This window comes from Pseudomonas monteilii, from assembly GCA_001534745.1.
In the GTDB taxonomy this organism is placed as follows: domain Bacteria; phylum Pseudomonadota; class Gammaproteobacteria; order Pseudomonadales; family Pseudomonadaceae; genus Aquipseudomonas; species Aquipseudomonas alabamensis.
In genome coordinates this window covers 2,719,161-2,732,904 of the sequence record CP013997.1, presented here as the reverse complement: position 1 = coordinate 2,732,904, position 13,744 = coordinate 2,719,161, and the positions used below count along the sequence as shown (strand labels likewise).

The window sequence follows — 13,744 nt, the reverse complement described above, 5'->3', positions numbered from 1 at the left end:
AGGATGCGCGTTTATCTTTTGTTGCGAAGAAGAGAGGTGGTGATTATGTAATTAATCTAAGTGATGCAGTTAAAAAGCCCGATAAAGCGGGCTTTTTAACTGTGTCCAAGCTTTAAATGGTGCAGGGGAGGCCGTTGTTATTCATAAAGGTTCTATACTGGTCAGCTAGCAATGATCGATTTTCATCAAATTCTTTGCCGCTGAATTTAACCATGCCGCGCAGCTCGTTTAGTGTTGCCCCATATTTAACGTCGCTAGCCATGACATATGGAATTTTGCTTTTTTCGCATAGCTCTCTAATTCGAGAGTCGTAAGCAACGCATAAGGCCGGAACGCCAGCTTGAATAGCTAGCATAACTCCGTGGATTCTGGCGCCTACCACAAAGTCAAATCTTCTTAAGTATTCCATCCATGCAGGAATATTGAAGAAGGCAATAAAGTATTTTCTGATCCAATGCTCGAGCTGGGGGCCGTCTAAGTTCAGTCTCAGATAAGTTCTGAGCTTGTTTTTATATTCATTGTCAACATAGTTCATGTCTCCGCGGGCTAGGGCCACTAGCTCATCGGTAGCCTGTACTATGTAGGAGCCATTAGTGTCCTCCATTATTTTAACGAGAGAACCTTCTAACCTACTCATTGCTGCATGTGATGGATGCCCTGCAGCAATTGCTACTTTTTTGTACTGGTTTTTATACCTGGATTCAAGAATCTCGCCGAGATTCCTATCCCTGTTTATGAATAGAGTCGGACATCCTAGGGAAACTGCTTTGCCGCCAAATCCGTAATGTTCAAGAACTTGGAGTGTAAAGTCTCCCCGAACGGTGATGTTTGGGTTTTTGGAAGGAGCGTGGTCTACAATCTCTTGAACCCAGTTGAGAGTGCCCTGAGGAAGTTCAGGTATGGACTCAAAATTAGCGTGTGATTGAGCTCCAAGCCCAATAGCTACAAGCTTTGCATGAATCTTAGAGATATTATTAGCTAGCCCGCCGAGGTTAGCGTGTGAGCCTAGCTGGTTGGCGCAAGGAAGTATGCCTAAGTCGCCCATCTGATTAACTAGCCCGGGCTCAGAGCTCCAAGGAGTAGAGTTGGGGTTCATGGCGATGATTCTATTAATAGCGTAATGGAACGCTAGGTTGCCTGTGTTTAGGCCAACCTTGTTGTACAAGGTCTTTGTATCAATTGAACTCGACATGTCAATGGACTCATCGAGGCCGAAGGTGAAAATTTGAGACATTAGGTATCTTCCTTTGACGCCTGCTGACAGGCCTGTGCTCGTGCTACCTGAGGCTGTGGGCAGCTGGATCCTAATCGTACCAAATCGTTGCCCTCACAAAAACCACTACAGCATGTGCCTGCCATTAGTATTGCTTGGCGTCCCCCTTGGCTAAGAAAAGCAGCCCTTTAGACCCGCCGCGCGCGGGTTTTTCATGCCTAGAGAAATCCATGACCAAACGTGGTGTATGCAACGACAAACCCCGAGAACAACGATTGGAACCCCCGCAACGACTAGGCGAAGGGTGTAGTCAGGCCGCGCTTCGCCCGGTTCGACTCGCCCGAGAACGGCATTCGCACCCTGGGCAAGCTGCTGACCAACTACCGGGGCAAGGACGGCCTGCCCGGTGTCGGCGGCAAGGGCATCAACACCGTGCTCGAGACCATCAACCGCTGGGCGCCGAGCACAGAGAACGACACCCAGGCCCTATGGGCGTGCGGTGGCCACCCGGATCGGCGTGCACCCCACGGCGCCAATCGACATCACGAACCCGGCCACGCTGCGTGGGATGATGCTGGGCATCATCGTCCATGAGAACGGCGGCAACCCGTACTCGGCGACGGTGATCGACGAAGGCGTACGGCGGACACTGGTATGACTTGGCTGGTGCGACTGTGTTGACACTCTCTCTTGCTTGAACTTTTCTGGAGACGCCAGTCTCGATGACATAAGTGGAAAAGTCCTATGGCAGCGTCCAAGTTGCCTTGGGTACAGCAGTTGCCTACGTCCCTCACGACGTTGCTTAAAGAGCCACGCCGTGAGGGACGTGCAGTCTTGAGCGTGAGCAATATGACAAACGCTATCCTGTATGGCTATGGTCGGCAGCCCAGTTTGGCAATGCCGGCAGGCTGATGGCAATAAGTATACCTTGAGCAATATCTTCCTTGTACAGCCCGCCAAGTGCGGGCTTTCTATTGCTGAAGAGGACATAATAGATGTCTACCGATCGGAGACGTCCAAATTTATAGGTACTCTGAGTAAGTCGCGATCAAGGGTGAGTCGGCAATCCTCACCTAAGTTGAATTTTGTATAGTAAAGGTATGCGTTATTGCCGACGGTTCCAAAGTTTCTGTCAGTTGAATTGCTGTCCAAGATTGATGGATACGCTGCTGGTGATTGTGGTTGACAGTTTTTCTTTCCTGTAATTGTTATTATTTCTTTAGGATTGCTCCAGTGGATTAGATCCTTAGAGGTTGAGAAGCTAAATCTTGCATCTACCCGAGATTGAGGTGGTTTTTTGTTTATAAAATCCTCATGGCTAGCAATAAACTCTTTGGTTTTAGAATGCCATGTCAGGCTTCTGATTTTACTACTTAGGTTTTTTAGAGTAACGCAGGTTTTGCTCTTGGTATGTGAGGCATAAGGATTTGAAAGGTCTATGGAGAAGTCTCGTCCGTCCCAAAACCTCCATGAGTACTTGCTATTTATATCACTTGTTCTGGCTAGGCAGTTGCCCGCATTTTGATCTTTATATTTCGAGGTATAGAATATCGAATAGTACCATTCATCAATTTTCACAATATTAGAAGTTGTTAAAAAGCCAATGGGGCCGCTTTCCCTGTTGGAGAATTTATAATTAGACTGGGCGATTATTCTGTTCGAAGGGCTTTCGGTGTTGAATGATTTTCCTCCGTCATCAGATTGAGCCAAAATGATAGCGCTCCACCAGCATCCGAGATTTTTACCTTGAGATTCATCACAGTTTTTGAACCATCTGCCATGGTAGTCAGAGCTTGCTAAAGATATGACCTTGTTGCCGTTATCCTCGCTGTAAAAAGTTTGGAGCCAGACTCTTGCATCGTATAGTTGAGGTCGAGAATCCATTTTGGCTTCGAATCGTATTTCGCATGATTGTTTAACGCTGTCCAATGAGTTGCCAGTCATAGATCTGTTTATATAGTGGGTTGCGTATAAGTTCACGGTTCCATCCGCAGATTTGAACGCTCTTGCTGGGGAGTCTGGAATATTATCATCACTACACCTGTCAGTTTTCCAGTTAAATACTACCTGGGTTTTGCTTAATTCTGGGGTTATAGTTAATTTGGAGTCGACAGGACTTGCATTTGCTAGCGCGCTTAAGCTTGTTAATACATAGAAAGCTCCAACTGTTTTTAATGTTATATGTATTGGTCTTGAGGTGATTTTCGCCATAATTGTTTTTCCCTTGTATATATCCATAACTAATTTCACTCAAGCACGGCTTTGATTGCAGTTCAGCCATCGAGTTTCGTTTCGCTGTAGTAAAAATCACAAGGCGATCCGACAGTTCCGATTTGTCCCAATTTCCAAGTCTGCCTACGAGCGGGCTTTTTCATACCTGGAGAAAACCCATGACCGCACGCGGTGTACGCAACAACAACCCCGGCAACATCGATTTCAACCCACGCAACGCCTGGGTCGGCCAGCTGGGCCTGGAGGAGGGTGTGACCAAGCCGCGCTTCGCCCGGTTCGACTCACCCGAGAACGGCATCCGCGCCCTGGGCAAGCTGCTGATCAACTACCGGGGCAAGGACGGCATGCCCGGTGTCGGCGGCAAGGGCATCGACACCGTGCTCGAGACCATCAACCGCTGGGCGCCGAGCACCGAAAACGACACCCAGGCCTATGCGCGCGCGGTGGCCACCCGGATCGGCGTGCACCCCACGGCGTCGATCGACATCAAGAACCCGGCCACCCTGCGCGGGATGGTGCTGGGCATCATCGTCCATGAGAACGGCGGCAACCCGTACTCGGCGGCGGTGATCGACGAAGGCGTGCGACGGGCGCTGGCATGAGCTGGCCGGTGCGGCTGGGCCTGCTGACCCTGGTGCTGGCTTCGTACTGGGGCGCCTACCAGCACGGCCGATCGGTAGAGCGCAGCCAAGCCCTGGCCGCATCGGCGCAGCGTGACAGCGGCGATCGGCTGGCCGAGGCCCTGGGCCAGCGCGATGCCCGCGAGGAAGAACAACGACGCGCCCAGGCGCAGGAGGAGGCGAGAGCCCATGCACACGAACAACACCAGGTGGCTGACGCTGGCGCTGCTGGCGCCGATGCTGCTGGCCAGCGGCTGCAGCACGACGCCGCCCAGCTCGCCGCCACCGTCAGTTGCCCCGGCCCGGATCCCGCCGCTGTCGCCCGAGGCCAGGCAGCCACCCGCGCCGCTATGGTGCTCTCCGACCTGCTCGCACGGGCTGATGTTCGAGCGGGGGAGCTGGCGAAAGCGTATGACCGGGCCCGAATAGCAGGGGAGCAATGCGCACGGGAGTACGACGAGTTACGAAATGTCGTTCGCCCAGGAGCGTGATCTGGTCCACAATGTGGCATTCCATCCCAGTTTGAGCCTTGCCGCCAGCCATGTCAGACAACGATCAGACCGAACTGGATGGATCTTTGCCGTCCAGAACGAAAATCGACTGGAACGCAGCCATCACCCGCGCTGTGAATGCAATGGACAAGTACCACTATGCAAAAGACTTCGGTACCTCTGACGCGGTACTGAGCGTACTGCGGGCCGAGGTCGAGCAGGCTTTGGAAACTCTCAACATTGCGCGCTCCAGCAAGGAATAAGACAGCTACGCTCTGGAGTAAACTGCCCTCTGCCTTTGGACCTGACCTGTGATATGAAGAAAACACTTGATGGAGTGGTACAAGCGGGTGATGAGCTGATCCTTGGCGCGATCACCGCTATACGCGAGGTGAGGCTGGCAGAAGCGTCAGGCGCATCGCATGAAGAGGTAGCGCGCTTGCAGCTATTGGCTGATTCCGCCTATGAAGCTGTGATCGGCTACCAGGAGCGAGCGTTGGGTCTGTGCATAGATACAGTTCACTGATCGCGAGCGGTTCTTTCTGCACACTGCCGCAGCAACTTCACCATTTGATCGATCGACCAGGGCTTGGCGATGAAAGCGGCACAAGGCGGCAGGGGTTCTGCAAAGTGAGGGCTACCTCCGCTTGTGACGATGACCGAAAGGCCGGATCTCTGCTCGTGAGCCGCCCACGCTAAGTCCCAGCCGTCAGAAATGCCTGGTGTGCATACGTCTGTAACGATGACGTCCCAACGCCTTCTGGACAGTAGCCCTATCCCTTCGTGAGCTGTCTCCACAGCCGTCACGCTCGCGCCTGTCTCTTCTACAATCGATGAAAGAAGCTCACGTAGCATGGGCTCATCCTCGACAATCAATACCTGCTTGCCATTCATGGCTGGCTGCCCTCTATGCGATGAGCGGTAGAGACAGCTACCCCTGGATGGTTGCTGTTTGCAGACGAGCGGGTATGTTTGTACAGCTTTTGACGAAGATTAATACATTTGTACAATGATGGCTCAATGGCCAGCACTACTGAGATTTAGTTGAGGCAGGGTCTATGAAACCAGATGATCGAATCATGCCGGACCATCCATTGTACCTCCAGGCCAGGGACGCCCATCGGGACTACCTGGAGGCGAAGGAGCGTGGAGAGCCAGCGGCAACGGTCGACCGACTGCGCCTGATCTATGAGGCGCAGATGAAGGCTGCGACCGACTATCATCTGCATGCGGGCACAACCACGATGCAGGTACAATGACCCGCCATCATTCGTCTAGCTGAGGCCTAATCCGGGCGCAGCGCCAACGAAATAGTACACCGATTAGTACACTGCCTAAGCTTAAACGAAGAAAAGCCCAGTAAACACTGGGCTTTTCTGTCTGGATCTGGTGCCCCGAGCCGGACTCGAACCGGCACACCTTGCGGCGGCGCATTTTAAGTGCGATGTGTCTACCAATTTCACCATCGGGGCGCGATGTGAAGCGGCCAATTAGACACGGAAAGGCCGCGCAAATCAATAGCTTAAGCCGAGCCCTCGGCCTGCGCCTCCGTGCTGCCGAGCCCGGGCGTCATGGCGTCGGCGATGCCGCGCAGCTCGTTCACCGAGGCCTGCAGGTCGTGGATCTGTCGGTTCACCAGCGCCACGTCCGCCTGCTGCGAGCCACGGCTCAGGTAGGCGGCATGACCTTGCAGTGCCTTGGAGATGGCTTCGAGTTCGCCAGCGGTGCGTCTGAGGTCTTCTTGCAGGCTCTGCGTACGGCGGGGTGCGGACATGGGCGTTCCTGATCGACAGGTAAAGTGGCATCGGTCGTGGCGACTATAAGCCACTCCTGGTAGGGCTGCCATCCCTGCGTAAGCCTCGAGATCGGACACATCCTCGACCATTGGTCGCTTCGCACGCGTGGCTGATGTACCCTGCCTGTCGAATTCTTACGCGGTAGGGAGCTTCCATGGTTTCTGGCGACCGCTTAGCGTCTGGCAACGATCAGACCAATGCCTACGAGCAGCTCGTCCAAGCGGTGGTCGACTATGCCATTTACCGGCTCGATCCGACCGGTTGCGTGGTGTCGTGGAACAACGGCGCACAGCGCATCAAAGGATATGCCGCCGACGAAGTGATCGGTCAGCACTTCTCCGTGTTCTTTACTGAGCAGGACCGCGCCCAGGGCCGCCCTGACATGCTGCTGCAGCGTGCCTTGCGCGAAGGGGTCTCCCAGGACGAAGGCTGGCGGGTCCGCAAGGATGGCACACGCTTCTGGGCGCTGGTCGCCCTGGATGTGATTCGTGATGAGCAGGGCGTCATTGTCGGCCTGGCCAAGGTGACCCGCGACATCACCGATCGCAAGGACGCCGCCGGGCAGCTCGATGCCATGCGCGCGCAGTTGTTCCAGGCCCAGAAGCTCGAAGCGCTCGGGCAGCTCACCGGTGGTCTGGCCCATGACTTCAACAACCTGCTGACGATCATCCTCGGCTCGGCCCGCCTGGCCTTGACCCGTCAGGACCCGGCACGCGTCAGCACGTTGCTCGAGCACATCGTCGCGGCAGGTGAGCGCGGTACCCAGTTGACCCAGCAATTGCTCAGCTTTGCTCGTCATCGGCAGCTGGAGGTATCGAGGATTGCACCGGCGACCGTGATCACGTCCACTTATGGCCTGATCGGGCAGGCACTGCCCGAGCGCATCCGGCTGGAACAGTCGGTGCAGCCAGGGTTGCCCTTGATCGAGGTGGATGTAGGGCAGTTGCAGATGGCGCTGTTGAACTTGGTCTTCAATGCCCGGGATGCCATCGAAGACCGTGGAACGGTCAGCATGCAGGTCGAACTGGCCGAACCGGACGGCGAGCCGGAGGGCCTGCGAGGGCCCCATGTCCGGTTCGACGTCCGCGACACCGGTCAAGGAATTGAACCTGCGGTGATGGCACGGGTCTTTGAACCGTTCTTCACCACGAAAGCCTTCGGTAAAGGCACCGGGCTCGGCTTGAGCCAGGTGTATGGATTCGCCAAACAGAGTCAGGGCTGCGTCCAGGTGCGAAGCACCGTGGGCGAGGGCACTTGCATGAGTCTTTTTCTACCGGTCTGGGCCGGTGAGTACGATGCGGCACAGGACACAGGTCACGCACATGGTTGAAACACTCAAGCGCCTCACCACAGGCATCGAAGGGCTGGACGCACTGCTCAAGGGCGGCCTGCTGACGGGCGGCGCCTATATCGTCCAGGGCAATCCCGGGTCCGGCAAGACGATCATGGCCAATCAGATGGCCTGTCACCATGTGCGTCAAGGTGGCCGTGTCCTGGTCGGCACCCTGCTGGCCGAATCCCATGACCGCCTGTTCCAGTACCTGTCGGGCCTGACGTTCTTCGACCCGGCGTTGGTGGGTCGGGAGATCCAGTACCTGAGCGCCTTCGGCACCTTGGAGCAGGAAGGCTTGCCCGCCGTGGTCAAGCTGTTGCGTCGGGAGATCGGTCGCCAGCAGGCCAGCCTGTTGATCATCGACGGTCTGCTCAATGCGCGCTCGCGTGCCGACAGCAGCCTGGACACGAAGAAATTCATTTCCGAGCTGCAAGGGCATGCGGCCTTCGCCGGGTGTACGGTGTTGTTGCTCACCAGTTCGCGCCTGGAAGAGGGCAGCCCCGAGCACACCATGGTCGACGGCGTGATCGAGCTGAGCGAAATGCCCTTGGGCAGTCGCGCGGTACGTCAGGTGCAGTTGCGCAAGACCCGTGGCAGCAGCGCCCTGTCGGGCGTGCATGAATGCGAGATCACCCAGGACGGCTTGCAGGTCTACCCCCGTCTGGAAGCACGCTACAGCCGACCCACGCATCTGGGCGAAGTGACCTTGCGGCGAGTCCCAAGTGGTACCGAAGCCCTGGATCACATGATAGGCGGGGGGCTGCCCGAGGGCGGCGTGACGCTGGTGCTGGGGCCGTCGGGCATCGGCAAGACGTCGCTGGGGCTGAGTTTCCTGGCAGCGGCCACGCCTGAGGCGCCCGGCTTGCATTTCGGGTTCTACGAAACGCCACCACGCCTGGTGCTCAAGGCGGCAGCGTTGGGGTTCGACTTCGCCGCGCTGGCCGAGCAGGGCGCCTTGCACTGGTGCTGGCAACCCACGACCGAAGGGCTGCTGGATCAGGTCGGTGAGCGCTTGCTGCGTCACGTGGATACCCACGGCATCAAGCGTGTGCTGCTCGACGGTCTGGGCGCGTTCGGACGTCTGGCCAACGACCCGACGCGGCTCAATGAATTCTACCGTGCGCTGACCAGCGAGTTGCGTGCGCGCAACGTCAGCAGCATGGCGACCTGGGAAATGCGTGATCTGCTGGGGACGTCGTTCAACGCGCCGGCGCCCGATCTGTCGGGCATCATCGACAACCTGGTACTGATGCGTTTCGTGGAACACGAAGCCAGGCTCAAGCGCGTGCTGTCGGTCGTCAAGGTGCGCGACAGTGATTTCGACCCGGCGTTCTATGAGGTGCTGATGAAAGCCAAGGGACTGGACTTGCGCAGGTTCTTCGGAGGCGGTACCGCGATCGACGCGGGCTTGCCGGTGCACAGTGCGAACCTCTGACGCCATGAATGGCTCAGGCACGTTTACCATCCTGGTGGTCGACGACGAGTACCTGATCGCCGATATTCTCGGGTTCGCGCTCGAGGACGAAGGCTTCCAGGTGCGCACGGCCAGCAATGGGCGCATGGCGCTGGATCTGCTCGACACCCAGCCGATCGACCTGGTGATCACCGATTACATGATGCCGGTGCTCAACGGTCAGGAACTGGTCACGGCCATTCGGGCCGAGCCGGCCTGGTCGCGTCTTCCGGTCATCCTCATGAGTGGCGCCCAGGCCAGTCAGGCACAGGTCGGCCCCGCGGCGTTCTGCGCGGTGTTCGAAAAACCGTTCGACGTCTGGCGGATGATCGCCAAGGTGCGGGAGTTGCTGGAGGGGAGGCGGTGAAAATCATGCGCTGCCCGACGGGGCGGACAGGCGAGCGCATCAAAAGGCAATGAAGGCAGGTCGACTCAGCGTGGCTCTTCCGCACGCTCTGGCGCTGGGCTACCGGCCTGGATACGTTTGAAGATTTCTTCGCGGTGCACCTGGACATCTTTGGGTGCGTCGATGCCAATTCTCACTTGCATCCCTTTGACACCTAGAATGGTGACCTTGATGTCGTCATTGATGACGATGCTTTCGCCAACCTTGCGGGTGAGTATCAGCATGTACTTCTCCTTGGTAATGAACTGCGCCGTGCAGAGGGTCCTGCCACGGTCGGGAGCGGGGCCCCATGGCCTTGTCCCTCTTCCTAATCATTAAAGACGCTCGCAGCGCGGAGTAATTCCCTTCGAGGTGAAATCTCCTGCCGGTCTTTGCTGCAGGAGCCGGCGGTGTCCGATTCGGCAACCGCCCGGCGAGGTGCTCTGGTGCCAAGGATAGGGGGCTTCGCGTCAGATGGGAAATTTCTCTGAAACATGATGGGGATAGTCAGGCTCAATCGACGACCGCTTCCAGGGTTTCCAGGAACTTGAGCAGCACCACTTCCTCGGGCTCCAACCCCTTGCGGGCGCGACTGTGCCGCAGCTCGGCCAGCTTGCCCAGGCTGAAATGCTCGATCACGGCAGGGTGGATGTAGCACTTGCGGCACACGGCAGGCGTGTTCCCCAATTTCTGTGCAACCTGTTTGACGATGGTCGCGACGTGCTGCTTGCCGTGGGCGGGCGGCTCCCAGGGCAGGGGGCGCAGCAGGTCCAGCGCCAGCGCGCTGCCAGCCCAGGTGCGATAGTCCTTGGCGGTGAAGTCGGCCCCTGTCAGTTGCTGCAGGAACTGGTTGATGTCGCTGGAACCGACGCTGTGGCGTTCGCCGTGTTCGTCCAGGTACTGGAACAAGGACTGGCCCGGCAGCTCCAGGCAGCGCTTGAGCACGGCTGCCAGGCGTCGATCGCGCAAGGTGACGTCGTGATCGACGCCGCTCTTGCCGCGAAAATGGAAGCGAATGGTGTGGCCTTTGACGTCCACGTGGCGGTTGCGCAGGGTCGTCAGCCCATAGGACTTGTTGTCGCGCACGTAGCGGTGGTTGCCGATGCGGATCAGCGTGCTGTCGAGCAGGCTGACCACCAGCGCCATGACTTTCTCGCGGTCCAGGCCAGGCCGCGCCAGGTGCTGGTCGATCTGCTGGCGTAGCTTGGGCAGCGCCTGGGCGAAGGCCAGCATGCGGCCGTACTTGTGTCCGTCGCGCAGGCTGCGCCATTCGACGTGGTAGCGGTATTGCTTGCGCCCGCGGGCATCGCGACCGGTGGCCTGCAGGTGGCCTTGCGGGTCGATGCAGATCCAAACCTCAGTGTAGGCCGGTGGGATGGCCAGGGCCGCGATGCGTGCCAGGATCTCGGCGTCGCGCACGCGCTGACCCTCGGTGTCGAGGTAGATGAAGCGATCACGCCAGCGCTTGCGGCTGTAGCCGGGGTGGGTGTCGTCGACGTAATGCAGGGAAGGAGGCAGCAGACACTCGGGCATGGCAGAGTCCGTTTCGAGGTGTTCATTCGATGGACACCAGCGGCCGGCCAGCGTGCCGCATTTTCAGCCGAGCAGCGCCACCGACTTGATCTGTGCCCACAATGCCTGGCCGACGTGCAGGCCCAGGTGGTCGGCCGAATAGCGTGTGATACGTGCCAACAGGGGTTGCCCGGCGACCTCCAGCGAGACCAGCATGTGGGCCTGGTTGTCCGCGGCCCGACAAGCGCGCACCGTCGCGGGCAGGCGGTTGAGAATGCTCGAGGCAGGCGCATCGCCAAGGCTCAGGCTGACGTCACGTGCCTGTACCTGCACGCGCAGGCGACTGCCAGGTGGGCGCGGCGCGTGGGCGATCCGCAGGCAGGCCTCGTGGCCAGGCAGGGTCATCTCCAGCAAGTCGTACTGGGGATCGTGGCCGCGCACGAGCACATCGAGCGTTACGCCAGCATCGTCGGCCTGGGCCAGCGAGAGGTCCAGCCGGGCCAGGGTTTCGGCGATCGGCCCGCTGGCCAGCGCCTGGCCTTGCTCGAGCACTACCAGGTGATCGGCCAGCCGCGCCACCTCGTCCTGGGCATGGCTGACGTACACCACCGGGATATCCAGTTCGTCGTGCAGGCGCTCCAGGTAGGGCAGGATCTCGCGCTTGCGCGGCCCATCCAGCGCGGCCAGGGGTTCGTCCATCAGCAGGAGCCTGGGGCTGGTCAACAGCGCGCGGGCGATACCCACCCGCTGCGCTTCACCGCCTGACAGGGTGGCGGGGCGACGGTCGAGCAGGTGGGTGATACCCAGCAAGGCACAGGCGTGTTCCAGGTCGACCTTGCGCTGCGCCCGGGCGATGCGCCGCCAGCCAAAGGTAAGGTTGGCGCGCACGTCCAGGTGCGCGAACAGGCTGGCTTCCTGGAACACATAGCCGATCGAGCGCCGATGGGGGGCCAGGAAATGGCCTCGGGTGCTGTCCTGCCAGACCTCGCCGTCGACCTCGATGAACGCCTCGTCGGCCTGCTCCAGGCCTGCGAGGCAGCGCAGGATCGTGGTCTTGCCCGATCCGGATTGACCGAACAGCGCGCTGACGCCACGGCCCGGCAGGTTCAGGTCGACGGCCAGCGTGAAGTCCTTGCGTGCCAGGCGCAGATGGGCCCGTAGCATTGCGTGCATGTCAGCTCCAGCTGCCGTGACGGCGCCGGCCGGCATACAGCACCAGCAGCACCAGGAAGGAAAACACCAGCATCACCCCGCCAGCCAGTGGGCTTGGGGGTAGGCCATCGATTCCACATGATCGAAGATCTGCACCGACACCACCCGCGTCGCGTTCGGGATGTTGCCCCCGATCATCAGCACCACGCCGAACTCACCGACCGTATGGGCAAAGCCCAGGATCCCGGCCGTGACGAAGCCAGGGCGGGCCAGGGGCAGGACCACGTGCACGAAGCGGTCCAAGGGCCCGGCGCGCAAGGTAGCCGCGACTTCCAGAGGGCGTTGGCCGGTGGCGCTGAAGGCATTCTGCAGGGGCTGCACCACGAACGGCAGCGAGTACACCACCGAGCCGATCACAAGGCCCGTGAAGCTGAACACCACGGTGCCCAGCCCCAACGCCTGGGTCGCCTGGCCAATCCAGCCATGGGGGCCCAGGGCGATCAGCAGGTAGAAGCCGATCACCGTCGGCGGCAGTACCAAGGGTAACGCCACGAGCGCGCCGATCGGGCCGCGCAGCCAGGAAGGGGTGCGCGCCAGCCACCAGGCGATCGGCGTGCCGATCACCAGCAGGATCAGCGTGGTCAGGCTGGCGAGCTTGACCGTGAGCCAGATCGCGCCCAGGTCACTGGCATCGAGCGGCATCAGATGTCATAGCCGTAGGACTTGATCACCTCGGCGGCCTTCGGGCCCTTGAGGTAGTCCATGAAGGCGCGAGCGGCCGGGTTGTCCTGGCCTTTCTTGAGAATGACCGCATCCTGGCGGATCGGCGTGTGCAATTCAGCGGGCACGACCCAGGCAGACCCTTTCTGCAGTGCGCCGTCCTTGTAGATCTGCGACAGCGCGACGAAGCCCAGTTCGGCGTTGCCGGTCGAGACGAATTGATAGGCCTGGGTGATGTTCTGGCCCTCGACGCGCTTGTCGAGCGTGGCCTGGGTCAGCCCCAGTTTGTCGAGCACTTCCGTGGCCGCCAGGCCGTAGGGCGCGGTCTTGGGGTTGGCGATGGCCAGGTGCTTGAAGTCACCTCGTTCCAGGACCTTGCCTTCAGCATCCACATAGCCAGGCGTGGGCGACCAGAGTGCCAGGGTGCCGATGGCGTAGGTGAACCGTGAGCCGGGGACGGTGGCCTTTTCCTGGTCGAGCTTGGTCGGAGTGGTGTCGTCGGCGGCCAGGAAGACATCGAAGGGGGCGCCGTTGTTGATCTGCGCGTAGAACTGCCCGGTCGCGCCATACGCCGCGATCAGGGTATGACCGGTATCGTGTTCGAACCCCTTGGCCAGGGCCTGGATCGGTGCGGTGAAGTTGGCTGCGACCGCGACATTGACTTCGTCGGCTGAGGCAGTCTGGGCGAAGGCGAGGGTCAGCAGTAGAGGCGCTGCATGACAGGAGAGCAGATGACGCATGGGGGCAGGTCCTGGGTTTTCGTTATAGACAGGACTATATAGCGGTGGGGAGGGTGGCGGGAAGAGGGCGTTTGCGAATGAGAAAGTCGTGGGTGAG

At 59.1% G+C, this 13,744-nt stretch carries 14 protein-coding genes, 1 tRNA gene and 2 pseudogenes; 8 read left to right on the top strand and 9 right to left on the bottom strand.

Annotation, left to right across the window (positions count from 1 at the left end):
• Positions 1-112: 112 nt before the first annotated feature.
• Positions 113-604, bottom strand: coding sequence for a hypothetical protein (locus APT63_11690; protein AMA46232.1), 492 nt, complete (start codon positions 602-604; stop codon positions 113-115).
• A gap of 849 nt (positions 605-1,453) precedes the next feature.
• Here APT63_11690 and APT63_11685 point away from each other — a divergent pair.
• The 4 genes and pseudogenes from APT63_11685 to APT63_11670 all read left to right on the top strand — a co-directional run bounded on the left by APT63_11685 (position 1,454) and on the right by APT63_11670 (position 5,082).
• Positions 1,454-1,871: pseudogene (locus APT63_11685) on the top strand (structural protein P5).
• A 1,732-nt stretch (positions 1,872-3,603) separates the two neighbouring features.
• A complete protein-coding gene (locus APT63_11680; GenBank protein AMA46231.1) occupies positions 3,604-4,047 on the top strand; it encodes a structural protein P5 in 444 nt (147 codons plus the stop codon).
• On the top strand, positions 4,044-4,556 hold the full coding sequence (locus tag APT63_11675; GenBank protein ID AMA46230.1) for a hypothetical protein: 513 nt from the start codon (positions 4,044-4,046) through the stop codon (positions 4,554-4,556). Before APT63_11680 ends, APT63_11675 begins: the two co-directional genes overlap by 4 nt.
• A 316-nt stretch (positions 4,557-4,872) precedes the next feature.
• Positions 4,873-5,082, top strand: coding sequence for a hypothetical protein (locus APT63_11670; GenBank protein ID AMA47869.1), 210 nt, complete (start codon positions 4,873-4,875; stop codon positions 5,080-5,082).
• On the opposite strand, the gene APT63_11665 is transcribed toward APT63_11670, so the two are convergent.
• On the bottom strand, positions 5,076-5,450 hold the full coding sequence (locus tag APT63_11665) for a hypothetical protein (protein AMA46229.1): 375 nt from the start codon (positions 5,448-5,450) through the stop codon (positions 5,076-5,078). The genes APT63_11670 and APT63_11665 overlap by 7 nt on opposite strands.
• Positions 5,451-5,614: 164 nt before the next feature.
• On the opposite strand from APT63_11665, the gene APT63_11660 reads away from it, so the two are divergent.
• On the top strand, positions 5,615-5,815 hold the full coding sequence (locus tag APT63_11660; GenBank protein ID AMA46228.1) for a hypothetical protein: 201 nt from the start codon (positions 5,615-5,617) through the stop codon (positions 5,813-5,815).
• A 128-nt stretch (positions 5,816-5,943) separates the two neighbouring features.
• Here APT63_11660 and APT63_11655 read toward each other — a convergent pair.
• Together APT63_11655 and APT63_11650 are read right to left on the bottom strand one after the other, a co-directional pair.
• A tRNA-Leu gene (locus APT63_11655) sits at positions 5,944-6,028 on the bottom strand.
• 50 nt (positions 6,029-6,078) lie between these two features.
• Positions 6,079-6,330 (bottom strand): hypothetical protein, encoded by a 252-nt coding sequence (locus APT63_11650; protein AMA46227.1) that lies wholly within the window; start codon positions 6,328-6,330, stop codon positions 6,079-6,081.
• Between the two features lie 176 nt (positions 6,331-6,506).
• Between APT63_11650 and APT63_11645 the strand changes: the two genes are divergently transcribed.
• Genes APT63_11645 through APT63_11635 form a run of 3 tightly spaced genes read left to right on the top strand, consistent with a single transcriptional unit; the run spans position 6,507 to position 9,505 of the window.
• Positions 6,507-7,682 carry a hybrid sensor histidine kinase/response regulator gene (locus APT63_11645; GenBank protein ID AMA46226.1) on the top strand — a complete coding sequence of 392 codons (1,176 nt, stop codon included), beginning with the start codon at positions 6,507-6,509 and terminating at the stop codon, positions 7,680-7,682.
• On the top strand, positions 7,675-9,120 hold the full coding sequence (locus APT63_11640) for a serine/threonine protein kinase (protein ID AMA46225.1): 1,446 nt from the start codon (positions 7,675-7,677) through the stop codon (positions 9,118-9,120). Before APT63_11645 ends, APT63_11640 begins: the two co-directional genes overlap by 8 nt.
• A 4-nt stretch (positions 9,121-9,124) precedes the next feature.
• The gene (locus APT63_11635) at positions 9,125-9,505 is read left to right on the top strand and encodes a two-component system response regulator (protein ID AMA46224.1); all 381 of its coding nucleotides are present in this window, start codon (positions 9,125-9,127) and stop codon (positions 9,503-9,505) included.
• Between the two features lie 65 nt (positions 9,506-9,570).
• On the opposite strand, the gene APT63_11630 is transcribed toward APT63_11635, so the two are convergent.
• The 5 genes and pseudogenes from APT63_11630 to APT63_11610 form a co-directional block, all read right to left on the bottom strand.
• Entirely contained in the window at positions 9,571-9,768 is a 198-nt protein-coding gene (locus tag APT63_11630; GenBank protein ID AMA46223.1) for a carbon storage regulator, read from the bottom strand.
• Between the two features lie 268 nt (positions 9,769-10,036).
• Complete coding sequence (locus APT63_11625) at positions 10,037-11,056, bottom strand: DNA topoisomerase (GenBank protein ID AMA46222.1); 1,020 nt, start codon at positions 11,054-11,056, stop codon at positions 10,037-10,039.
• A 63-nt stretch (positions 11,057-11,119) separates the two neighbouring features.
• Positions 11,120-12,208 carry a molybdenum ABC transporter ATP-binding protein gene (locus APT63_11620; GenBank protein AMA46221.1) on the bottom strand — a complete coding sequence of 363 codons (1,089 nt, stop codon included), beginning with the start codon at positions 12,206-12,208 and terminating at the stop codon, positions 11,120-11,122.
• Position 12,209: 1 nt separating this feature from the next.
• Positions 12,210-12,889, bottom strand: a pseudogene (locus APT63_11615) (molybdenum ABC transporter permease).
• A complete protein-coding gene (locus APT63_11610; protein AMA46220.1) occupies positions 12,889-13,647 on the bottom strand; it encodes a molybdate ABC transporter substrate-binding protein in 759 nt (252 codons plus the stop codon). The pseudogene APT63_11615 and the gene APT63_11610 overlap by 1 nt, the downstream one beginning before the upstream one ends.
• Between the last annotated feature and the right edge of the window lie 97 nt (positions 13,648-13,744).

Excerpts from the sequence above, each read along its gene's own strand:
- APT63_11620 (AMA46221.1), bottom strand. The coding sequence starts at position 12,208 with ATGCACGCAATGCTACGGGCCCATCTGCGCCTGGCACGCAAGGACTTC.
- APT63_11635 (AMA46224.1), top strand. The coding sequence starts at position 9,125 with ATGAATGGCTCAGGCACGTTTACCATCCTGGTGGTCGACGACGAGTAC.
- APT63_11630 (AMA46223.1), bottom strand. The coding sequence starts at position 9,768 with ATGCTGATACTCACCCGCAAGGTTGGCGAAAGCATCGTCATCAATGAC.
- APT63_11665 (AMA46229.1), bottom strand. The coding sequence starts at position 5,450 with ATGAATGGCAAGCAGGTATTGATTGTCGAGGATGAGCCCATGCTACGT.
- APT63_11625 (AMA46222.1), bottom strand. The coding sequence starts at position 11,056 with ATGCCCGAGTGTCTGCTGCCTCCTTCCCTGCATTACGTCGACGACACC.
- APT63_11640 (AMA46225.1), top strand. The coding sequence starts at position 7,675 with ATGGTTGAAACACTCAAGCGCCTCACCACAGGCATCGAAGGGCTGGAC.
- APT63_11650 (AMA46227.1), bottom strand. The coding sequence starts at position 6,330 with ATGTCCGCACCCCGCCGTACGCAGAGCCTGCAAGAAGACCTCAGACGC.
- APT63_11680 (AMA46231.1), top strand. The coding sequence starts at position 3,604 with ATGACCGCACGCGGTGTACGCAACAACAACCCCGGCAACATCGATTTC.
- APT63_11690 (AMA46232.1), bottom strand. The coding sequence starts at position 604 with ATGGAGGACACTAATGGCTCCTACATAGTACAGGCTACCGATGAGCTA.
- APT63_11645 (AMA46226.1), top strand. The coding sequence starts at position 6,507 with ATGGTTTCTGGCGACCGCTTAGCGTCTGGCAACGATCAGACCAATGCC.
- APT63_11670 (AMA47869.1), top strand. The coding sequence starts at position 4,873 with ATGAAGAAAACACTTGATGGAGTGGTACAAGCGGGTGATGAGCTGATC.
- APT63_11610 (AMA46220.1), bottom strand. The coding sequence starts at position 13,647 with ATGCGTCATCTGCTCTCCTGTCATGCAGCGCCTCTACTGCTGACCCTC.
- APT63_11675 (AMA46230.1), top strand. The coding sequence starts at position 4,044 with ATGAGCTGGCCGGTGCGGCTGGGCCTGCTGACCCTGGTGCTGGCTTCG.
- APT63_11660 (AMA46228.1), top strand. The coding sequence starts at position 5,615 with ATGAAACCAGATGATCGAATCATGCCGGACCATCCATTGTACCTCCAG.